The sequence below is a fragment of the Curtobacterium sp. VKM Ac-2861 genome (assembly GCF_013204965.1).
Classification (GTDB): domain Bacteria; phylum Actinomycetota; class Actinomycetes; order Actinomycetales; family Microbacteriaceae; genus Curtobacterium.
The window spans coordinates 488,680-510,538 of sequence record NZ_JABMLA010000002.1 but is presented as its reverse complement, the minus strand read 5'-3'; the positions used below and the strand labels follow the sequence as shown (position 1 = coordinate 510,538).

20 protein-coding genes are annotated in these 21,859 nt (G+C 69.1%); 17 read left to right on the top strand and 3 right to left on the bottom strand.

Annotated features, from left to right (window positions below; translation table 11 throughout):
• Positions 1 to 19 precede the first annotated feature (19 nt).
• The 3 genes from trxA to HQQ88_RS19455 all read right to left on the bottom strand — a co-directional run bounded on the left by trxA (position 20) and on the right by HQQ88_RS19455 (position 5,617).
• The gene (trxA, locus tag HQQ88_RS07330; RefSeq protein ID WP_017887828.1) at positions 20 to 346 is read right to left on the bottom strand and encodes a thioredoxin; all 327 of its coding nucleotides are present in this window, start codon (positions 344 to 346) and stop codon (positions 20 to 22) included.
• A gap of 76 nt (positions 347 to 422) precedes the next feature.
• Complete coding sequence (trxB, locus tag HQQ88_RS07325; protein ID WP_111083668.1) at positions 423 to 1,409, bottom strand: thioredoxin-disulfide reductase; 987 nt, start codon at positions 1,407 to 1,409, stop codon at positions 423 to 425.
• Between the two features lie 83 nt (positions 1,410 to 1,492).
• Positions 1,493 to 5,617, bottom strand: a complete 4,125-nt coding sequence (locus tag HQQ88_RS19455) for a DUF6049 family protein (protein ID WP_248704860.1) — start codon at positions 5,615 to 5,617, stop codon at positions 1,493 to 1,495.
• 110 nt (positions 5,618 to 5,727) lie between these two features.
• Here HQQ88_RS19455 and HQQ88_RS07315 point away from each other — a divergent pair, with 110 nt between their 5' ends.
• The 17 genes from HQQ88_RS07315 (at position 5,728) to HQQ88_RS07235 (ending at position 21,848) form a co-directional block, all read left to right on the top strand.
• Positions 5,728 to 7,164, top strand: a complete 1,437-nt coding sequence (locus HQQ88_RS07315; protein WP_173169050.1) for a CCA tRNA nucleotidyltransferase — start codon at positions 5,728 to 5,730, stop codon at positions 7,162 to 7,164.
• A 159-nt stretch (positions 7,165 to 7,323) separates the two neighbouring features.
• The gene (gene rpsF, locus HQQ88_RS07310; protein WP_111083667.1) at positions 7,324 to 7,707 is read left to right on the top strand and encodes a 30S ribosomal protein S6; all 384 of its coding nucleotides are present in this window, start codon (positions 7,324 to 7,326) and stop codon (positions 7,705 to 7,707) included.
• A 3-nt stretch (positions 7,708 to 7,710) separates the two neighbouring features.
• Complete coding sequence (locus tag HQQ88_RS07305) at positions 7,711 to 8,298, top strand: single-stranded DNA-binding protein (protein WP_123292950.1); 588 nt, start codon at positions 7,711 to 7,713, stop codon at positions 8,296 to 8,298.
• A gap of 50 nt (positions 8,299 to 8,348) precedes the next feature.
• A complete protein-coding gene (gene rpsR / locus HQQ88_RS07300) occupies positions 8,349 to 8,606 on the top strand; it encodes a 30S ribosomal protein S18 (protein WP_017887834.1) in 258 nt (85 codons plus the stop codon).
• A 14-nt stretch (positions 8,607 to 8,620) separates the two neighbouring features.
• The gene (gene rplI / locus HQQ88_RS07295; RefSeq protein ID WP_111083665.1) at positions 8,621 to 9,073 is read left to right on the top strand and encodes a 50S ribosomal protein L9; all 453 of its coding nucleotides are present in this window, start codon (positions 8,621 to 8,623) and stop codon (positions 9,071 to 9,073) included.
• A 663-nt stretch (positions 9,074 to 9,736) separates the two neighbouring features.
• Positions 9,737 to 11,101 carry a replicative DNA helicase gene (gene dnaB, locus HQQ88_RS07290; RefSeq protein WP_111083664.1) on the top strand — a complete coding sequence of 455 codons (1,365 nt, stop codon included), beginning with the start codon at positions 9,737 to 9,739 and terminating at the stop codon, positions 11,099 to 11,101.
• Positions 11,102 to 11,390: 289 nt separating this feature from the next.
• Positions 11,391 to 12,005, top strand: a complete 615-nt coding sequence (locus HQQ88_RS07285; protein ID WP_173169049.1) for a TetR/AcrR family transcriptional regulator — start codon at positions 11,391 to 11,393, stop codon at positions 12,003 to 12,005.
• Positions 12,002 to 12,364 (top strand): SMR family transporter, encoded by a 363-nt coding sequence (locus HQQ88_RS07280; RefSeq protein WP_173169048.1) that lies wholly within the window; start codon positions 12,002 to 12,004, stop codon positions 12,362 to 12,364. Before HQQ88_RS07285 ends, HQQ88_RS07280 begins: the two co-directional genes overlap by 4 nt.
• A complete protein-coding gene (locus HQQ88_RS07275; RefSeq protein WP_131845112.1) occupies positions 12,364 to 12,678 on the top strand; it encodes a multidrug efflux SMR transporter in 315 nt (104 codons plus the stop codon). Before HQQ88_RS07280 ends, HQQ88_RS07275 begins: the two co-directional genes overlap by 1 nt.
• A gap of 133 nt (positions 12,679 to 12,811) precedes the next feature.
• The gene (locus HQQ88_RS07270) at positions 12,812 to 13,630 is read left to right on the top strand and encodes a GntR family transcriptional regulator (RefSeq protein ID WP_173169047.1); all 819 of its coding nucleotides are present in this window, start codon (positions 12,812 to 12,814) and stop codon (positions 13,628 to 13,630) included.
• A gap of 182 nt (positions 13,631 to 13,812) precedes the next feature.
• Positions 13,813 to 14,730 (top strand): ABC transporter permease, encoded by a 918-nt coding sequence (locus tag HQQ88_RS07265; RefSeq protein WP_131920818.1) that lies wholly within the window; start codon positions 13,813 to 13,815, stop codon positions 14,728 to 14,730.
• Positions 14,727 to 15,596, top strand: coding sequence for an ABC transporter permease (locus HQQ88_RS07260; RefSeq protein WP_131920820.1), 870 nt, complete (start codon positions 14,727 to 14,729; stop codon positions 15,594 to 15,596). Before HQQ88_RS07265 ends, HQQ88_RS07260 begins: the two co-directional genes overlap by 4 nt.
• A gap of 48 nt (positions 15,597 to 15,644) precedes the next feature.
• Positions 15,645 to 17,162: an ABC transporter substrate-binding protein gene (locus HQQ88_RS07255; protein WP_173169046.1), complete on the top strand. Its 1,518-nt coding sequence runs from the start codon at positions 15,645 to 15,647 to the stop codon at positions 17,160 to 17,162.
• Between the two features lie 10 nt (positions 17,163 to 17,172).
• Positions 17,173 to 17,847: a cysteine hydrolase family protein gene (locus tag HQQ88_RS07250; RefSeq protein ID WP_131877899.1), complete on the top strand. Its 675-nt coding sequence runs from the start codon at positions 17,173 to 17,175 to the stop codon at positions 17,845 to 17,847.
• Between the two features lie 85 nt (positions 17,848 to 17,932).
• Positions 17,933 to 19,609: an ABC transporter ATP-binding protein gene (locus HQQ88_RS07245; protein ID WP_173169045.1), complete on the top strand. Its 1,677-nt coding sequence runs from the start codon at positions 17,933 to 17,935 to the stop codon at positions 19,607 to 19,609.
• A gap of 106 nt (positions 19,610 to 19,715) precedes the next feature.
• Positions 19,716 to 20,399, top strand: a complete 684-nt coding sequence (locus HQQ88_RS07240) for a flavin reductase family protein (protein WP_173169044.1) — start codon at positions 19,716 to 19,718, stop codon at positions 20,397 to 20,399.
• Between the two features lie 132 nt (positions 20,400 to 20,531).
• Positions 20,532 to 21,848, top strand: a complete 1,317-nt coding sequence (locus HQQ88_RS07235; protein ID WP_131920826.1) for an NtaA/DmoA family FMN-dependent monooxygenase — start codon at positions 20,532 to 20,534, stop codon at positions 21,846 to 21,848.
• Positions 21,849 to 21,859: the final 11 nt, after the last annotated feature.

Sequence of the window (21,859 nt, the reverse complement as noted above, 5' to 3'; positions counted from 1 at the left end):
TCGGTGGAGCTGGTGCGACCTACGCGAGGAACTCGGCGAGGTCGGCCTCGAGCGCGGGCTTCGGCTTGGCGCCGATGACGGTCTTGACCACCTCGCCACCCTTGAAGACCTTCATCGCCGGGATCGACGTGATCTGGTAGTTCATGGCCGACTGGGGGTTGTCGTCCACGTTGAGCTTCACGATCTCGATCTTGCCGGCGTGCTCTTCGGCGATCTGGTCGAGGATCGGCGAGACGGCGCGACACGGGCCGCACCACTCGGCCCAGAAGTCGACGAGGATCGTCTTGTCGGACTTGAGGACCTCGTCCGAGAAGGTGGCGTCGGTGACAGCCTTTGCGTTGGACATGGGTGTCCTTTCGTGAGAAGTCGGTACTGGATGTGGAACCGCGGACGCTCCCCCGGCATTCCGGGGGCCGTACGGGTCAGGCGGAGATGGTGACCGGCTCGACCGGGGTCTCGCCCGCAGCAGCGTCGGTCAGCGTGTCCTCGAGGTCGGCGAGGTACTTCTCGGCGTCGAGCGCAGCGACGGCACCGGACCCAGCAGCCGTGATGGCCTGGCGGTAGGTGTGGTCGAGCACGTCGCCCGCGACGAAGACCCCGGGGACGCCGACGGCCTTGGACGTGCGGCCCTCGACGGCGATGGTGCCCTCGGGAGCGAGCTCGAGCTGACCGTGCACGAGGTGCACGCGGGGGTCGTTGCCGATCGCGATGAACAGACCGTCGAGGGCGAGTTCGCTCTCGGTGCCGTCCACGGTGTCCTTGAGCGTCACGCCGGTCACGGCGGAGTCACCCTGGATGCCGATGACCTCCTTGTTCCACGCGAACTCGATCTTCGGGTCGTTGTGGGCGCGGTCCTGCATGATCTTCGACGCGCGGAGGGTGTCCTTGCGGTGGATCACGGTGACCTTGTCGGCGAAGCGCGTGAGGAACGTCGCCTCTTCCATCGCGGAGTCGCCACCGCCGACCACGGCGATGTTCTTCTGGCGGAAGAAGAAGCCGTCGCAGGTCGCGCACCACGAGACACCGTGGCCCGAGAGGCGCTCTTCGTCGGCGATGCCGAGGTGGCGGTACGCCGAACCGGTCGCGTAGATGACCGCGAGGGCTTCGTACGTCTCGCCGGAGCCGACGGTGACCTTCTTCACGTCGCCGGTGAGGTCGACGGAGACGGCGTCGTCGTACAGGACCTCAGCGCCGAACTTCTCGGCCTGTTCCTGCATCTTGATCATGAGGTCGGGGCCCTGGATCCCCTCGGGGAAGCCCGGGAAGTTCTCGACCTCGGTCGTCTTGGTGAGTTCCCCGCCCGTCTCGACGCTGGACGCGACGATGAGCGGCTTGAGCTCTGCGCGCGCGGCGTAGATGCCGGCGGTGAACCCGGCCGGACCGGAACCGATGATGATGAGCTGGCGCATGCCTGACTGCCCTTCCGTTGCGTGCTGACCGGGTCAACACATGGTACCGGCGCGGCATTCCGCGACGTCCGGGAAGCGTGCGGTCAGCGACCGAGCTTGCTCTTCACCATGCCGACGGCGTTCTTGATCTCGCCGTTCTTCGCGACGACGAGCGCCCCGAAGTACACGAGGACCATGACGGCGCCGGTCAGGACGATGGTGATGAGTGCCCCGGTGCGGTCGGACATCGCGAACCCGGCTGCGGAGAACGCCCCGAAGAAGTTCACGACCAGCAGGCCGACCACGCCGGCGATCAGCGCAGCGATGACGAACTGCACGTGCGAGCGGGTCACGACCGGTCCTTCGATGCTGCCGAGCTTGCGACGCACCAGGACGAGCGCGACGATCGTCTGCGCGGTGCCGGCGAGCGTCGTGCAGGCGGCCACACCGATGCCGATCACGGAGGTCGGGAACGTCGACACCGCGAGGGCACCGATGACGAACAGGACGGACTGGATGCACTGCATCAGGAACGGGGTCCGGTGGTCGTGCATGGCCCAGAACACGCGCTGGATGATGAACAACATGCTGAACAGCACCAGGCCCGGCATGTAGGCGACCAGGACGGCACCGACCTGCAGGGCGCTCTCGAACGTGCCCTCGTAGAGCCGGCCGAACGGCACCGCGACGACGACCAGCGCCACGGACGCGAAGACCGTGAAGAGTCCGACGATGCGCAGGGACAGCGACAGGTTCCGTCGGACTGATGCCAGGTCGCCGCGTGCAGCATCGTGGCTCATCCGGGTGAAGTACGCCGTCGCGATGGAGACCGTGATGATCGAGTGCGGCAGCATGAAGATGAGCCACGCGTTGCCGAGCACCGCGTTGCCGGGTCCGTCGCCCTGACCCTTCCACGCGACCGCGGACTGCACGATGCCGGCGACCTGGGTCACCAGGATCATCGCGAAGAGCCAGCCGGCAGCGGTTCCCGTCGACTTCAGGCCGACGCCGCGCCACCGGAAGTCCGGCCGGAAGGACAGCCCTGCTCGCCGCCAGAACAGCGGGAGGAACGCCGCCTGGGCGAACACACCGAACGAGGCGCTGCCGGCGAGGAGCGCGATCTTCGCCGGCGTCCAATCGTCGAGGGCGCTGCCGCTCGTGCCGTACAGGGCGATGAACACCACGAGCCCGGCGATCGCGATGACGTTGTTGAGCAGCGGTGCCCAGGTGAACGGACCGAACACCTGCTTGGCGTTGAGGACCTCACCGAGTAGCGAGTACATCGCGTAGAACAGGATCTGCGGCAGGCACCAGAACGCGAAAGCGATGGCGAGGTCGGTCGCAGCGGGACTCCGGGTGTCCGAGGACGTCGTGTACAGGCGGACCAGGAGCGGCGCCAGTGCCGTCGCGACGATCGTGATGACGATGAAGACCGACCCGCCGAGCGTCACGATCTTGTTGACGTACGCCTGTCCGCCGTCCGTGCCGTTCTTCATGGCGCGGACGATCTGCGGGATGAGCACGGCCGACAGCAGGCCACCCGCGATGAGCGCGTAGATGTTGTTCGGCAGCTGGTTCGCGACGGCGAACGCGTTCGCCGAGGGGCTCTTGTTCTGCCCGATGGCGTACGCGAGCACGAAGGTCTTCGCGAAGCCGAGGATCCGGCTCACCATCGTCCCCGCTGCGAGCATCGCACTCGCCCGCCCCAGGCTGCGCTCCGCGACCGGTTCCGCGTCGACGTCGGGCTGGGGCTGGGTGGCGCTGATGGTCGGCTCCTCGGGGTCGCGGGCGTCCGCGACGCGGCTGGTACGGGCGTCGGACGGGAGGCCCGGCTCGGCCCCGGCACGGGCGATCGCGTCCTGCAGGCGGTCGCCACCAGGAGCCGCGACAGCGGCCGTGCCGGAGCCGGCCACGGCGAACGCGGTGGGTGCCTCGGCGCGGTGATCCGGGCCTCCCGGTCCGGCGACCGATCCCGCGGACGGAGCAGCCGCGCCGGGCGCACCCGGCTGCACGGCGAGCGGGCGGTTGGGGTCGTCGTCGTCCTCGTCGTCGAGTTCACCGTTGCGACGACGGATGCGCTTCCGGATGCTGCGGAAGATCCCGAAGCCGAAGATCGCGATCAGGGCGACCGCTGCGGCGGCGGTGATGACCGTCTCCCACTGCGCCTGGACGTTGAGTTCGACGGTGGCGGGCTGCGCGATGGCGACACCGGTCGGGCTCGACAGGGACATGGTCAGCTCGACCTTGCCGTTCGCGACGGACTGCACGGGGACGGTCGCTCGGGTCGAGGAGTCCGGTTGGATCTCGACGACGATGTCGTTGCGGACGATCCGGAGGGCGGAGTTCGACGGCTGGACGGCCAGGTGCACCGTCACCGGGTAGTCCGAGCTGTTGCGGATGGACACGGGCAGCGAGGACCGGTCGCCGAGCAGGGTCAGGCTGCTCGAGTCGACGATCCCGACCTCGGTGGTCTGCTTCGCCCAGGCCGCGGTGCGGACGTCGACCGCGGCCTGGAGCCCGTCGTCGTCCCCGCGCCACGCGTTCGAGGCGATGGCGAGCAGCCGGAGTCGTGCGGGAGCCGTCAGTTCAGCGGGGGTGTCGAGGATGGTGGCGAACGCGGAGAGCCCCTGTTCGCCCTGCACGAGGCGCTTGAGTTGTGCGATGCGGTCGGCCCCGGTGGACGCACTGTTGAGCGTGAGCGACCCCGCCGTGGCGTCCGACGCCGTGGAGAGGTCGGCCGGTGCCACCCAGGCGGTGCTCTCGAGGGCGTCGAGGGTCTGGCTGAGGCGTGTGGAGTCCGAGGGCCAGTCGCGACCGAGGGTGAGCAGGATCGGCCCCGTGGCGGTGCCGTCGCGCGCCGAGGTGGCGAGCGTCGCCGTGAGCTCGGACATCGCCGAGGACCAGCTCTGGCGGTCCGGTGCGGTCGCGGCGTCGCGCAGCAGGGACGACATCGACTGGTCAGACACGAGGACGTGGTCGTCGCCGATCTTCTCCGACGCCGAGACCGTGGCGTTCGCGCCGGCGGAGGTGTTCCCGCTCGAGACGATGGTGGTGTCCTTGTCGGCCCGCTGCAGTGCCGTGAGGTCGGCCGCGGTCACGGTGCCGTCCGCCGGCCACGCGATGGAGTCCATCGAGTACGGGAAGTCCAGCAGCTGCTCGGTGGTCGGCAGCGTCTCCGTGGTCTCGCCCGAGCCGGCGTCGGTGGTGGCGTCGTCGCTCGGGGACGCGGTGCTGCTCGGGGTCGTCGTCTGCCCGGGCGTCGCGGTCGGGGTCGGTGCGGGGGTCTCGGCGCCGGGGAAGTTCTCGGTCTTCACGGACTGGTCGAGCGAGATCGGGGCGAGGATGCCGTCCGACCCGGCCTGGCGCAGCCCGGTGACGTCGGCGTCGGCGTAGGACAACGCGAAGGTCTCGTTGCGCAGGGATTCGAGGCGCTGGAGCCACGCGGTCGCCGCGGACGGCGCGTTCTCGCCGAGGATCCGGATCGAGGCGATGATGCGGGGGTCGACCGCGACGGCGACGTTGTGGTCCTCGGCGGCGTCGAGCTGCTGGGTGAGGGTGCCGTCCACCGAGGTCGCGGCGGCGAGGACGGCCGCGCTGAGGATGCCGTCCGTGGACTTCGGGACCGTCACCGGCATCGCCACGGAGACGCTGACCGGCACCTGCTCGAAGTCCGGGTACCAGGTGATCGCGGAGCGGGCGACGGCGAAGGTCTCACCGGCCGTGTACTCCGCCGCGATGCGCCGCGCACCGAACGAGGAGTACCCGCCGAGTGCCACGTTGCCCGAGACGATCTCGACCGAGTCGATGGTGACCGATCGGTGCGCCGGGACCTCCGGGATGTCGACGGAGTCCATCGGGGCGCCGAGGTAACCGGTCGTGGTGGTGTCGGCGAGCCAGTCGGCGAGGACGTCCCGCGTGCTCACGGAGCGGAAGATGTCGAACTCCGCGGTGCCGGCGGGCAGCGCGGCGTCGGTGTCGTTCGTGACGGTCACCGAGAGGGTGAGGTCCTGGTCGCGCTGGACGATCCCACGGTGCGCGGGAGCGACCGAGATCGTGGCCTTGCCCGCATCGGCAGCAGCCGGATCGGCGAGGTGGGTCTTGGCCGACGACACCGTCGCAGCATCGGCGTGCGGGGCGCTGACGGGCGCGACGACCAGGCCGAGCGCGACGAGGGTCGACGCGGCTGCGGCGAGCGTGGTGCGGAGGATGTGCATACGGAAGCGGGCCACGGGGTCGGTTCGGGCCGAGCACGAGTGTATGAGGCGTGACCATGAACAGGTCCCGTGCGCGCGGGGTTGTGGAGAACTCGAGGCCTCGATCTGGGAGGATGAGCACCGTCATGCAGTCCGTTGCCCAGGCCGTCGAACGACTCGACGCACTCGCCACCACCGAGCCCGTCGCCCTCCTCGCTCGGGCCTTCGCCGACGCCGGACACGAGCTGGCCCTGGTCGGCGGACCCGTGCGGGATGCCTTCCTCGGTCGCCCCGTCACCGACCTCGACTTCACGACGAGCGCCCGTCCGGACGACATCCTGCGCATCGTCGAACCGATCGCGAGCGCCACGTGGGACGTCGGCCGCCAGTTCGGCACCATCGCCGCGCGGGTCAGCGGCGAGCAGGTCGAGATCACCACCTACCGCAGCGACGTGTACGACGGCGAGACCCGCAAGCCCGAGGTCGCGTTCGGCGACACCATCGAGGACGACCTGCTCCGCCGCGACTTCACCGTCAACGCGATGGCGCTCCGGCTGCCGGCGCGCGAGCTCGTCGACGTGCACGGCGGCGTCGAGGACCTGCTGGCCGCACGACTCCGCACCCCGCAGGCCGCCGTGGTGTCGTTCCGCGACGACCCGCTCCGGATGATGCGGGCAGCGCGGTTCACCTCGCAGCTCGGGTTCACCGTCGACGACGACGTCCGTGCCGCCATGCAGGACCTCGTCGACTCCATCGACATCGTGTCCGCCGAGCGGGTACGCGACGAACTCGTCAAGCTGCTCGGCACGGGCGACCCCGTGCCGGGCATCCGCCTGCTCGTGGACACCGGGCTGGCGCAGCGGTTCCTGCCCGAGCTGCCCGAGATGCAGCTCGAGATCGACGAGCACCACCACCACAAGGACGTCTACGAGCACTCCCTGACCGTGCTCGAACAGGCGATCGGCTACGAGGCCGAGCGGCACGCGGGCGACCCCCCGGACACCGTGCTGCGGCTCGCGGCGCTGCTGCACGACATCGGCAAGCCCGCCACCCGCAAGCTCGAGCCGGGCGGCGCCGTCAGCTTCCACCACCACGACCTGGTCGGCTCGAAGCTCGCGAAGAAGCGGCTCCGGGCCCTGCGCTTCGACAACGACACGATCGCCGCCGTTGCGCGGTTGATCGAACTGCACCTGCGGTTCTTCGGGTACACCGACGGCGCCTGGACCGACTCGGCCGTGCGCCGCTACGTCCGCGACGCCGGCCCGCAGCTCGAACGGCTGCACGAGCTCACCCGCTCGGACGTCACCACGCGGAACCGTCGCAAGGCCGATCGCCTGGCGTTCGCGTACGACGACCTCGAGGAGCGCATCCGCGTCCTGGCCGACCAAGAGGAACTGGACTCGATCCGGCCCGACCTGACCGGCGACGACATCATGCGGATCCTCGACATCCCGCCGGGGCGTGCCGTGGGCGAGGCCTACCGCTTCCTGCTCGAGGCGCGGATGGACGACGGGCCGCTTGGCGCCGACGCTGCCGAGGCGCGCCTGCGCGACTGGTGGGCCGCTCGGGACGCGACCGCCTGACGGACGCGACGGTTCTCCACAGACCGGTGGCGCGCCTCCAGGCCGTCGGGTAGTCTGTGCAGGTTGCCCGGCGCGTGTCTGCGTGCCGTGGCACATGCATCAACCCTCCTGCCCCGGGAACTGCCCGGGGCCGCTGAGACCAGAGGAGGTGGGTTCCGCATGCACCAGTACGAACTGATGGCGATCCTCGACCCCGAGATCGATGAGCGCACCGTCGCTCCCAGCCTGGACAAGTTCCTCGCTGTCATCCGCAACGACGGTGGCACCGTCGACAACGTGGACGTCTGGGGCCGTCGCCGGCTCGCTTACGAGATCGCCAAGAAGTCCGAGGGCATCTACGCCGTCGTCGACTTCACGTCCTCGCCCGAGGCCGCCAAGGAGCTCGACCGTCAGCTCGGTCTCTCCGAGGCCGTGCTCCGCACGAAGGTCCTCCGCGCCGAAGAGGGCATCGCGCAGGTCGCCGCCCAGAAGCAGCGCGACGAGGCACGCGCAGCCCGCAAGGCTGCCAACGCCTCCGCAACCGCGACCGCGAGCGCCGAGTAACCCGTGGCCGGCGAAACCGTCATCACGGTGGTGGGCAACCTCACCGCGGACCCCGAGCTGCGCTACACGCAGAACGGGCTCGCAGTGGCGAACTTCACCATCGCCTCCACGCCTCGCACGTTCGACCGTCAGGCGAACGAGTGGAAGGACGGCGACGCGCTGTTCCTCCGCGCGAGTGTGTGGCGGGAGTTCGCCGAGCACGTGGCGGGGTCGCTGACGAAGGGCTCGCGCGTCATCGCGCAGGGTCGTCTGCGTCAGCGTTCCTACCAGGACCGTGAGGGTCAGCAGCGCACGAGCATCGAGCTCGAGGTCGACGAGATCGGCCCGTCGCTCCGGTACGCGACCGCACAGATCACCCGCGCAGCGGGTGGCGGCGGCGGTCGTGGCCAGGTCGGCGGCGGCAACGGCGGCGGTCAGCAGGGCGGCGGCAACGGCGGCTGGAACAACAACGGTGGCGGCAACGCCCCCGCTGGTGGCCAGTCGGACGAGCCGTGGTCCCCGCAGGGTGGCCAGCAGGGCGGCGGCAACGCACAGTCGAACGACGTGTGGAGCACCCCCGGCGGCAACTTCGACGACGAGACCCCGTTCTGATCCTCCTGGTTCCGACGGACACACAACTTTTCTTCTAAGGACAAATCACTATGGCTGGAAAGAGCACCGGCGACCGCCGGAAGCCTCGCGGCAAGGGCGGCAAGAACGCCGCTCCCGCGAAGTCGATCAAGGTCGGCGTCATCGACTACAAGGACGTTGCGACCCTTCGCAAGTTCATCTCGGAGCGTGGAAAGATCCGCGCCCGTCGCATCACCGGCGTCTCCGTCCAGGAGCAGCGCCTCATCGCCCGTGCCGTGAAGAACGCCCGTGAGATGGCGCTCCTCCCCTACGCCGGCTCCGGCCGCTGATCGGAGGTCGACACATGTCGAAGCTCATCCTCACCCACGAGGTCTCCGGCCTCGGTTCCGCTGGTGACGTCGTCGACGTCAAGAACGGCTACGCCCGCAACTACCTCATCCCCCAGGGCTTCGCTGTCGCGTGGTCCAAGGGCGGCGAGAAGCAGGTCGAGTCGATCCGTGCCGCGCGCACCGCGCGTGAGCTCGCCACCATCGAAGAGGCACAGGACCTCAAGATGAAGCTCGAGAACGCGACCATCTCCCTGGCGGTCAAGGCCGGCAAGGACGGTCGTCTGTTCGGCTCCGTCCGTCCGGGCGACGTCGCTGACGCCGTCCAGGCGCAGGGCGTCGGCTCGCTCGACAAGCGCAAGGTCGAGGTCCCCGCGACCATCAAGACCGTCGGTGACCACGAGGCCACCGTGCGTCTGCGCGAGGACATCACTGCCGTGATCTCGCTCAAGGTCGTCGCTGCCAAGTAGCACTGACGTTCCGCTCCACGACGGGCGGGTCTCCTTCGGGAGGCCCGCCCGTCGTTGCGTTGGTGGGTGCTCCGCGTGGTGCGTGGCGCGGGGCGCGGGGCGCGGGGCGTGCGTGCTTTCACTTGGTGAGCAGAAAAGGTCGGGTCCCGATCCCCCACTCGACATCTTCTGCTCACCATCAACGCACGGTCGTCCAGAACGGCCGGGAGGCCCGGCTCGGCTTGCACGGGCGGGTTCGGCCTGGCTGGCTGGTTACCTCTCAGGCACGGCCCGGCTTGCTGGGAACGGCCCGAGAACACTTCCCACAGGAGGGGTGCTTGTCAAGTCGTTTTACACAGCAGAAACGTGTCAAATCGGAACCTTCAAGGCGTACTTGAACCCCACTTTTCCACACACCGTGTGAGAATGAAAACCCCTGGTCAGGTGGTCGAAAGTGTGTTCCCATGGCCATGATTCCACAGGCTCGTCCACAGTTCTCCACACAGCATTCCGGCGTGTTCCGCAATCCCTCCACAGAGTTATCCACAGGGCCGTTTGTTGGGGATAACTCTGCGGCCGTAGCTTGGCCCAGCGACTCGGGGATGTCGGTCGCTGGGGGTAGAAAGTCGTTGCAGGTGTCGGACCGCCGTGTCCAGCCCTGCGTCGTTCAACAGAGGAGAGAGTGTGTCGATCGCGCATCTTGAGCCCGCACCGCAGGAGTACGCGGAGCGCGGCATGGAACGCACCCCGCCGCACGACCTGTTGGCCGAACAGTCGACCATCGGCGGCATGCTCCTGTCGAAGGACGCCGTCGCCGACGTCATCGAGACCGCTCGTGGCGTGGACTTCTACGTCCCCAAGCACGAGGTCATCTTCGACGCGATCCTGTCGCTCTACTCGCACGGCGAGCCCACCGACGTCATCGCGGTCACCGACGAGCTGACCAAGACCGGTCTGCTCTCCCGCGGTGGCGGCGCCGAGTACCTGCACAGCGTGACGAGCATGGTGCCGACCGCGGCCAACGCGGGGTACTACGCCGGGATCGTCGCCGAGAAGGCCGTGCTCCGTCGCCTCGTCGACGCCGGTACCCGCATCGTGCAGATGGGCTACGCCTCCGAAGGCGAGGTCACCGACCTCGTCAACAGCGCGCAGGCCGAGGTCTACAACGTCGCTGGTGGCGTGCAGACCGAGGACTACGTCCCCCTGACCGACGCCATCTCCGCCGCCCTCGACGAGATCGAGGCCGCCAAGGGGCGTGACGGCCAGATGACCGGGGTGCCGACCGGTTTCGCGCAGCTCGACGGCCTGACGAACGGCTTCCACCCCGGGCAGCTGATCATCGTCGCCGCTCGACCCGCCCTCGGTAAGTCCACCCTTGCGCTCGACCTGTGCCGCGCCGCCGCGATCAAGCACGACCAGACCGCCGCCTTCTTCTCGCTCGAGATGGGTCGCGCCGAGATCGCCATGCGTCTGCTGTCCGCCGAGACCAGCGTGCCGCTGCAGAACATGCGCAAGGGCACCGTGGACTCCCGCGACTGGACGACCATCGCGCAGACCCGCGGGCGCATCAACGACGCCCCGTTCTTCATCGACGACTCCCCCAACATGACGCTGGTCGAGATCCGCGCCAAGTGCCGTCGACTCAAGCAGCAGCACAACCTCAAGCTCGTCGTCATCGACTACCTGCAGCTGATGACCTCGGGCAAGAAGGTCGAGAGCCGCCAGCAAGAGGTCTCCGAGTTCTCACGTGCGCTGAAGCTGATGGCGAAGGAGCTCCAGGTCCCGGTCATCGCACTGTCCCAGCTGAACCGTGGTCCCGAGCAGCGTGCCGACAAGAAGCCGGCGATCTCCGACCTGCGTGAGTCCGGCTCGATCGAGCAGGACGCCGACATGGTCATCCTGCTGCACCGCGAGTCGGCGTACGAGAAGGACAACCCGCGGCAGGGTGAGGCCGACCTGATCGTGGCGAAGCACCGTAACGGGCCGACGGACACGATCACCGTGGCGTTCCACGGGATGTTCTCGCGGTTCGTGGACATGCCGCAGTAAGGCGGGTGCCGCCCGCCAGCTGACAAGAGTGCCAGCCAGTGCAACGAGTGCCAGCCAGTGCAAGTAAGGACGGTCTGATGTCTCCTCGCAGCTACAAGATCACCCTCGCCGTCCTCGGCGTGGCCAGCCTCTTGCTCCGCAAGTAGGCACGTCGCACCACAGAACGACCCTCAGCCGGTTGGCCGAGGGTCGTTCTGCTGTGGACCGGGGTGCTGGGGCGAACCCATCCCACGCTGAGAGTTCACCGCCGACTTGGCCACATGGCCAAGTACGGCGTTACGGTCGGACCATGACCCTCCAGCAAGAGCACCGCAGCGTCGAAGAACGGCGCGAGCAGCTCGTCGACGCCGCGATCGCCGTCCTGCGCGACGGCGGCATCGGTGCGGTGACCACCCGCGCGGTCACCGCCCGCGCCGGCCTGCCGCACGGCGCCTTCCACTACTGCTTCGCGTCGAAGGCGCCGCTCTTCCGTGCCGTGCTCGAACGCCAGCTGCGCACGGCCATGGCGGTCGCGTTCGCACCACCGGTCACGCGGCTCGACCTGGAGGCCCGGATCACCTCCGGCCTGTCGGCCCACCTCGCGCAGACGCGCGACGATCCAGCGACCGCACTCGCCGTCGTCGAGCTGGTCACCTACTCACGACGCGACCCCGACCTGCAGGACCTCGCCGCGTGGGAGCAGCACGCGTACCTCGACGCCGTCCGCGAGCAGGTCGACGAGTGGACCGCCGAGGACGGCATCCGCTGGGCAGTGCCGGTCGAGCACGTCGTCCGGCTGCTCATCGCGACGGCCGACGGCATCAGCTCGACGTGGCTCGCCGACCGGGACGACAGAGCCGCACAGGCTACCGTCCGGGTCGCGGCACGCGCGATCGCGGCCCTGGCCGACGGGACCGGCGCATGAGGTGGCTGTTCCTCGGGACCGCGATCGTCGCCGAGGTCACCGGAGCGCTCTCGATGCAGGCTGCCGTCGACCAGCCCGGGTGGTACGCGCTCGTCGTCGCGGGGTACGTCGCCGCGTTCGCGATGCTGATCCTGGTGCTCCGCGCGGGGATGGCGGTCGGGGTCGCCTACGGCATCTGGGGAGCCTCCGGTGTCGCCCTGACCGCGGTGCTCGCGGCCGTGCTGTTCGGGCAGGCACTCACGCTCACCATGGTCGTCGGCATCGTGCTGATCGCTGCCGGCGTGCTGCTGGTCGAGATCGGCTCGCAGCGAGCCCTCGCCGCACGGAAGCGCCAGACGCCAGAGCGCGAGGCGTTCTGATGGCCTGGGTCCTGCTCGCCGTCGCGATCGTCTCCGAGGTCGGTGCCACGATCAGCCTCAAGCTCGCCACCGACGGCAAGAAGCTGTTCTTCGTGCCCGTCGTCCTGGGGTACCTCGTCGCCTTCAGCCTGCTCGCCGTGGCCCTGACGCTCGGCCTGCCGATTGGTGTCGCCTACGGGATCTGGGCCGCGACCGGTGTCGCACTGACGGCGATCCTGGGCCGGGTGCTCTTCCGCGAACCCTTGACGTTGCTCATGCTGGGCGGCATCGCGCTGATCATCGCCGGGGTGTTCCTGGTCGAGCTCGGACACTGACCCCTGCGCTCGGCCGGCTGCACGGCGTAATCAACACGTAACGCTCCGGGGTAGTTGCACGACACGCGTCGTCCATAAGCTCACCTCCACCGAGGGGCCGCTGGCACTGTCGGCTCCGGACCGGAGGATCGACGTGTACACGCAGACCGAACTCACCGAGGCCATCGCCCGAGCCCGGAGCGGCAGTGGCCAGCGGATCCGCGAACTCCTGCAGTCCTCCCCACGACGGGCCCACGTGCTCCTGCGGGCGAGCATCCGGCGCGGCGTGCTCGCGGCCGGGCGTCCGGTCGAGGAGCAGAGCCTCACCCTGTCGATGATGATGAGCCGGAGCAGCATCCGGTCGGCGCTGTCGATGCTCGGTGCCGAGGGGCTCATCGAACGACGACAGCGCATCGGGACGAGCGTCGTGGCCTCGATCTCCGAGCTGCCGCTGCTGGAACTCCTGCCGATCGGCGGATGGACCCGCGCCGAGGAGGACCCGGACCGGCCCTCCGTGTCCCTCGAACTGGCCGAGCTGGAGCGCGCGCCCGTGCTGGCCGACGAGCACATCCGGAGCCGGCTGGAGATCGACGATGAGTACGTGCTCATGCGCGAGGACCTCGTCACCCGCGGTGGCGAACCGCTCGGCGTGCTCGTCGGGTACTACCCGATGGACGCGCCGGACCTGCTCGTCGACGACGACGACCGGGACGCCCGGCTCAATGCGATGCGGCAGGTCGCGTTGTCGCACGTCGAGGCGACCGTGGAGGCGGTGAACTGCGACGAGCGCACCGCCAAGGTCCTGAAGGTCGCGGTCGGTGCCGCGATCCTGGTGCGCGAGACGCTCGTGCGCGGTGCGGACGGTCGCGTCGGCATGCTCGCCTACGGCCACTACCGCGGCGACCGTGTGGCGCTGTGGGCGAAGCACGACGACGTTCCCGCGATGCTCAAGACACCGACGCCTCCGCGCTGAGCAACGCGGTACGAACCAAGACCGCCGACAGCGGCGGAAACGCCCTCGATCGGCTTGCCCATGCGGATCGACGGCGCGCAATCAACCGTTACCGACAGGTCACGGTGCGGAATCAATCGGTCCGTAGCGTCACCTGCACACCGAGGTGACCACCTCGTACCCGCTCAAGGAAGGACCGTCACATGGTGCGGTTCATCGGCTCCCGCGTCGCGCGGATCGTCGTCACGGTCCTCGCGGTGCTCACGTTCGCGTTCGTGCTCGCCCGGCTGACCGGGGACCCGGTCCGGCTCATGCTGCCGGACCAGGCGACGCAGGCCGACGTGGACGCCGCCCGGCACAGCCTCGGGCTCGACCGGCCGCTGCTCGTGCAGTACGTCGACTTCATGGCGGGTGCGTTCCGGGGCGACCTGGGCGACTCGATCCGGCAGGGTCAGTCCGCACTCGGCCTCGTGCTCGAGCGGCTGCCGAACACCGTCGAGCTCGCCCTGACCTCGTTCGTCATCGGGTTCGCGCTCGCAGTTGCCCTGGCGGTCATCGCCGAGACGACCGGCAGCAAGCGGCTCCGGTCGACGCTGATGTGGCTCGCGACGGTCCGGCAGGCGATCCCGCCGTACCTGTTCGGCATCCTGCTGGTGCTCGTGTTCTCGGTCTCCCTGGGGCTGCTCCCCGCGATCGGCCGCACGAGCTACGCGAGCTTCGTGCTCCCCGTCGCGACGATGGCGACGTTCGAGGTGGCACTGTACCTGCGGCTGATCTCGTCCTCGTTCGACGAGTCACGGACCCTGGACTACGTCCGGACCGCCCGCGCGAAGGGCGTCCCCCGAGGCCGGATCGTCGTGCGGCACATGCTCCCGAACGCCCTGCTGCCCGTCATCACGATCGCCGGCATCAACCTCGGGGTGCTGATGGGCGGCACGGTCGTGCTCGAGATGGTCTTCAACTGGCCGGGCCTCGGCCGGCTGATCGTGCAGGGCGTGACGGAGCGCGACTACCCGATCGTGCAGGCCGGCGTCGTGCTGATCGCCGTGCTCTTCGTCGGCATCAACTTCATCGTCGACATGCTCTACGCGGTGCTCGACCCGCGAGTGAGGCTCTCATGACCCAGGCAACGAACCGGCTCCGTTCCCGCACCCAGGCACGGTCCCTCACCGCGGGACTCGTCGGCGCGGCGCCCTCGCTCGTCGTCGCGACCGTCATGCTCGTGATCGTCGCACTCGTCGTGGTGGTGGTGCCGTTCCTGCCCGGCTTCAACCCGTACACGCAGGACCTCTCGAGTGCGCAGCAGACGCCCTTCACGAGTGGTGCCCACCTGATGGGGACGGACGCACTGGGCCGTGACCTGCTCAGCCGGCTGTCCGTGGCGACCCGGACGTCGCTCGTCGTGGCCTTCGGCGCCGTGCTCATCTCGATGGTCCTCGGGCTGGCGATCGGGCTCGTCGCCGGGTGGCGCCGCGGTCGTCTCGACGCGTTCCTGATGGGCGTTGCCGACGTGCAGCTGTCGATCCCGGTCGTCCTGCTCCTCATCGTGCTGGTCGCCGCGCTCGGTTCGAGCACCACCCTGCTGGTGGTGATGCTCGGCCTGACGAACTGGGTCGGCTACGGCCGCGTCTCGCGCTCCATCGCGGTGTCGCTGCGGGAACGCGAGTTCGTCACCGCCGTGACCGCGGCCGGCGGGTCCGGATGGTGGGTCATCAGCCGCCACCTGCTGCCGAACGTGCTCCCGCAGATCGCGATCCTCGCGGCGTTCGAGGTCGGCACCGTGATCACGATCGAGTCGTCCCTGTCCTTCCTCGGCCTCGGCATCCAGCCGCCGACCCCCAGCCTCGGCGGACTCATCGCCGACGGCCAGAACTACCTGCAGACCAACCCAGCGCTCGTCGTCCTGCCCGCCCTGATGATCCTGATGGTCATCGGTGGGGTCCAGTTCGTCTCGCAGGGCCTGTCCGCGCGCCGTTCGCGTCGCTGACCGCTCGTCCCACCCCCGCACCCCTGACCCGGAAGGGACCACCCCCTCATGGCATCACCCCGGATCCACCGACTCCTCGCTGCGGTCGGCCTCACCGGCACCGCAGCACTCGTGCTCACCGGCTGCTCGGGCTTCTCGTCCGCCGACACCGGCAGCGGCTCGACCACCAAGGACACCGTCACCGCCGCCCTGACCGCCGAACCGTCGACCCTCGACCCGGTGTTCGACACGAACCTGCAGTCGCTCAACGTCTTCGAGAACGTCTTCGACCAGCTGACGACCATCGGGGCGGACGGCAGCGTCGAGCCGGGCCTGGCGACCGAGTGGACCCACGACGACGCCCTGACGACGTGGACGTTCACGCTCCGTGACGACGCCGAGTTCTCCGACGGCTCCCCTGTCACCGCCGACGACGTCGTGTACACGTACGAGACGGCGATGAAGGACCCCGAGTCGAACCTCGGCGGCTACATGACCGCGATCGACTCCCTCGAAGCGACCGACGACACCACCGTCGTGTTCCACCTCAACACCGCGTACGCGCCGTTCGACCGCCAGGTCACACTCGTGTCGATCCTGCCGGAGACGATCTACGCCGAGGGTGCGAAGGCGTTCGGGCAGAAGCCGGTCGGCTCCGGTCCCTACGAGGTGGTGAAGTGGACCCGCGGCGACTCCATCACCCTGAAGCGGAACCCGGACTACTGGGGCAAGCAGGGCACCTACGAGAACGTCGTCTTCCAGTTCGTGCCGGACGAGACCACCCGCGCGAACTCGGTGCAGTCCGGCGACCTGGACATCGCGCTGCTCGGACCGGCCAGCGTCGACACCGCGGAGTCGTCCGACGCGATCGACGTCGTCGACACGAAGTCGAACCGGGTCATCTACACCGGGTTCAACGCGACCGCGAAGTGGCTCGACGACGCCGACTTCCGCAAGGCCGTCAGCCTGGCTGTCGATCGCGACGCGATCTCCGAGAAGCTGATGGCCGGGACCACCGAGCCGGCCAGCCAGCTCGTCGCCTCGGTGACCCAGGGCTACGACGACTCCATCGAGCCGACGGAGCAGGACGTCGCGAAGGCGAAGCAGCTCGTCGAGGCCTCCGGGTACGACGGGTCCGCCATCACGCTGAGCTACCCGACGACGACCCTGCCGCAGATCCAGCAGCTCGCACAGTCGATCCAGCAGTACCTCGAAGCGGTCGGCATCACGGTGGAGCTCGACGGCCAGGAGTTCTCGACGTTCTCGTCGAACTGGTTCTCGAACAAGTTCTCCGGTCTGTACATCTACGCGTTCGCCCCGTCGGTGCTCGACGCCGACCTTCCCCTGACCATGCTCACCAAGTCCGGCGGCCAGGGCTACGCGAAGAACGCAGAGATCGACGCGCTGCTCGAGAAGGAGCTCGCAGAACCCGACGAGGACGCCCGGAACGCCGACCTCGGGCAGGTCTCGGCGATCGTCGACGAGAACACGTACTACGCACCGCTCATCGCCGACACCTACACGTACGGCGTCACCAAGGGGCTCGACTGGACGCCCCGTCCCAACGGCATGATCCTCTTCAACTAGGAGTCGCACGATGACCACCACCATCCCCACCGAGAACACCGCCGTCATCGTCGTCGACATGCAGCGCGCGTTCTTCGACAACGACGACTCGCTCGGCCGCGCCGGCATCGACGTCACCCCGCTGCGGCACGCGATCCCCGGCACCGTCGCCCTCGTCGACGCCGCACGTGCTGCCGGCGTGCCGGTGATCTTCACCCGCTACGTCTACAGCCCTGGCATGGTCGACTTCGGTGTCACGAAGGGTGCGAAGGCAACCGACCGGATCGCCGCGAACTCGCTCGGGTACGGCACCGACGAGATCGAGCTCATCCCCGAGCTCGGGGCCCGACCCGACGAGGTCGTGATCGACAAGTCCCGCCCGAGTGCGTTCTACGGCACCCGGCTCGAACCCGTCCTGACCGGCATGGGTGTCCGCAACCTCGTGGTCTGCGGTGTGACGACGAACATCTGCGTCGAGACCACCGTCCGCGACGCGGGACAGCGTGACTACGCCACGTACGTCGTGCGGGACGCGGTCGCCGAGTTCACGCCGGAGCGCAACCACTTCGCCCTGTTCGGCATGGGCTGGTCGTTCGGCGAGGTCGTCGAGCTCGCCGACGTCGAGACCTCGTGGGGCGGCACACCGTCCTTCGCAGGCACGCCCCAGCCGCGTGTGGAGACCCCGCTCCCCACCGTCGCGGTCTAGTCACCACCCCAGCGCGGGCCGGCCGCAACGGCCGGCCCGTGCCCCTCTCCTCGCACGCTCCGCTCCTGTCCCGAAGGCAGCCCCCATGACGCAGCAGCCGCTCCTGTCCGTCCGCGACCTGGCCGTGACGTTCACGACCCCGTCCGGTGAGTTCGAGGCGATCCGCCGGGTGTCGTTCGACCTCGCCGCCGGGGAGACCCTGGCGATCGTCGGCGAGTCCGGCTCCGGCAAGTCGACGACGGCGGCCAGCGTGAACCGCCTGCTCGCCGAGAACGGCCGGATCTCGGACGGCAGCATCACCTTCGACGGGGTGTCGATCCACGATGCCCCCGAGCGCACGATGGTCGGCATCCGGGGCAAGGGCGTCGGCCTGGTGCCACAGGACCCGATGTCGAACCTCGACCCGATCCACCGTGTCGGCACGCAGATCCGCGAGGCACTCGAGGTGCACGGCATCGCCAAGGGCGCGGCGGCACGGACCCGTGTCGTCGAGCTGCTCGAGATGGTCGGGATCCCCGAGCCGGAGCGCCGTGCACGCCAGTACCCCCACGAGCTCTCCGGCGGCATGCGGCAGCGGGTGCTCATCGCGATGGGGCTCGCCTGTCGTCCCAAGCTCCTCATCGCCGACGAGCCGACGAGTGCCCTCGACGTCACCGTGCAGCGGACCATCCTCGACGAGCTCGACCGGCTGACCAGTGAACTCGGCACCGCCGTGCTCCTGATCACCCACGACCTGCCGCTCGCCGCCGAACGTGCCGACACGATCCTCGTCATGTACCGCGGGGACGTCGTCGAGCAGGGCCGCGCCGCCGGGATCCTGGCGCGTCCGCAGCACGAGTACACGCAGCGGCTCCTCGCGGCCGCCCCGGACTTCGGATCCGTCCGCCTCGTCGGGGACGGCCCTGCGACGACGGTTCACCGTCCGACCGGCCCCGACCTCGCGGTGGCGGCGGCCGAACCGCTCGTGCGGCTCACCGACGTCCGCAAGGAGTACCCGATCCGGTCGAGCGGCTGGCGGCGGCAGGACCCCTTCGTCGCAGTGACCGGCTCGACCTTCGACATCGCACGCGGTGAGACGGTCGCGGTCGTGGGCGGCTCGGGGTCCGGCAAGTCCACGACGGCGAAGATGGTCCTCGCGCTCGAGCACCAGACGAGCGGCTCGATCACCTTCGACGGCGCCGAGCTCTCCGGGCTGCGCGGCGGCGACCTGATGCGGTTCCGCAGTCGCGTGCAGCCGGTGTTCCAGAACCCGTACGGCTCGCTCGACGCCCGCTGGACCGTCCGTCGGAGCATCGAGGAACCGATGGTGCTGCACGGCATCGGCGACGTCGCAACGCGGAAGGCCCGCGCCCTCGACCTGCTCGACCGGGTCGCTCTGCCGGCGGCGACCGCGGACAAGCTGCCGAACGAGATGTCCGGCGGGCAGCTCCAGCGCGTCGCCATCGCCCGCGCCCTCGCACTCCAGACCGACCTGGTCGTCCTCGACGAGGCCGTCTCCGCGCTCGACGTCGTGGTGCAGGAGCAGATCCTCGAGCTCCTCGTCGAACTGCAGCAGGAACTCGGTCTGGCGTACCTGTTCATCAGCCACGACCTCGCCGTCGTCCGGATGGTGTCGCACCGCGTGCACGTCATGGACCACGGGCACATCGTCGAGTCCGGCACCCCCGACCAGATCTTCGGTGCCCCGCAGCACGAGTACACCCGAACGCTGCTCCGGGCGATCCCCGGAGCCCGCGTGCTCGACGACGACCGCGCGGCCTGAGCCGGGCCCTGCGACCGGCTGCCCCGGGAGGCGCGCCGACCCACCGGACCTGCACCGAGCCTCCCGTCAGATCTCGACCCACGAACGCGCGCCAGGAGGCCACCGCATGTACCTCGACACCTCGTCCGAACACGTCGACTTCATCTGGATGATCAAGAACGCGGTCGTGCCGCGGCCGATCGCCTGGATCGGTTCGGTCTCGCCCGCTGGCGGGAACAACCTGGCCCCGTACAGCTACTTCCAGCTCGTCACGATGGACCCACCGATGCTCATGGTGTCCTTCACCGGCAGCAAGGACACGCTCGACAACATCCGGCACACCGGCGACTTCGTGGTCAACCTGGTCACGGAGGGCTTCGAGGCCGACCAGACGGACACGGCCGCGCTGTTCGACGCCGACGTCGACGAAGCGGCCCTGCTCGGACTCGACACCACCCCGAGCACCGTCGTCACGCCGCCACGCCTGGCGGGTGCCAAGGTCGCCCTGGAGTGTCGTGCGACCGAGGAGAAGGAGATGCCCGGCGCGACGCTCGTCTTCGCCGAGGTGGTCGGTGTGCACACCGACGACGGGGTCCTCGACGACCGTGGGCGCATCGACATCGAGCGCTACCGCCCCGTCGGCCGCCTCGGCGGCGCGCTCTACACGACCATCACGTCGGCCTACCGGATCCCGGTGCCGTCCGCCGACGCCGTGCTCGCCGGCCACCGCTCCGGCGTATTGGCGGGCGCCGTGGCGGACCGGACCACCGGCACGCCCGAACCGCAGGCGGAAATCCCCACGTCCGCCTGAAACCCCCGATCAGCGGGTGGTCCGAGCGATCGGCTGCACGCGTAATCGAATCCTCACGGTGGCGCAGCCGCGGCGAAATCGCGCACTGCTCGACTGGTCGCACCACCACCTCAGTCCCCCTCTGGAGCACGAATGGCAGCCGACCCCTTCCACCTCGCGTGGTTCACCCCGTTCAAGACGCCCGCGTGGAAGTCCCCCTGGGCAGCCGACACCCCGCTCACCTGGCTCAACGGCGAGTACTACATGGACATGGCCCGCTCGCTCGAGCGCGCCGGCTTCGACTTCATGATGTTCGAGGACTCCACGCTCGTCAGTGACACCTACGGCGGCAGCACCGAGAACGACCTGAAGCACGGGCTGCACTCCCCCAAGGGCGACCCGGTGCCGCTGCTGCCGATGCTGGCGCAGGTCACCCAGCACATGGGCTTCATCGCCACGATGTCGACCTCGTTCTACCCGCCGTTCCTCGTCGCACGGGTGATGGCGACGATGGACCACCTGACCAAGGGGCGCGTCGGCTGGAACGTCGTGACGAGTTCCGAGGACCTCGCCGGCAAGAACTACGGCCTCGACCACCTGCTGCCACACGACGAGCGCTACGTGATGGCGGACGAGTTCATCACCGTGGTGAAGGACCTCTGGGACTCATGGGAACCGGGCGCGATCGTCGCCGACCGCGAGTCCGGGTACCTCGCCGACCACACGAAGGTGCACCCCATCCACCACGACGGCAAGTACTTCAAGGTCCGCGGACCGCTCAACCTGCCGGCCGGGCCGCAGGGCCACCCCGTCATCTGCCAGGCCGGTGGTTCGCCGAAGGGGCGTGACTTCGCCTCGCGGCACGCCAACGTGCTGCTCTCGGCGCCCAAGGGCGTCGACCAGATGCGCGAGTACCGCGACGACATCCGTTCGCGTGCCGTCGGTCACGGGCGGGACGCCGACGACGTCAAGGTCATGTACATCATCCAGCCCGTCCTCGGCGAGACGCAGGCCGACGCCGAGGAGATCGCGCGCCGCCGGAACGAGCTGACCCAGGACCAGATCGAGACCATCCTCGGCATCATGTCGATCACCACCGAGGTCGACTTCAAGCAGTTCGACCTGGACGCCCCGCTGCCCGACGACGTCTCGACGAACGGGCACCAGTCCGGGCTCGAGCAGTTCCGGAAGCGCACGCAGGGCAAGACCATCCGCGAGGCGCTGATGGGGCAGCAGACCGAGGCCGTCGAGCTCGTCGGTACACCGGCGTCGGTCGCGGAGCAGATGGACGAGGTCATGGAGGCCGTCGGCGGTGACGGGTTCCTGATCCGCGGCGAACCGGTGCGGACGCATTCGCGCCGCTACATCGACGAGATCGCATCGGGTCTGGCGCCGGAGCTCCGCAAGCGCGGGCTCATCCGCAGCGACTACCCCGAGTCCACGTTCAAAGCGAACCTCGCCGCGTTCTGAGCGTCGGGACT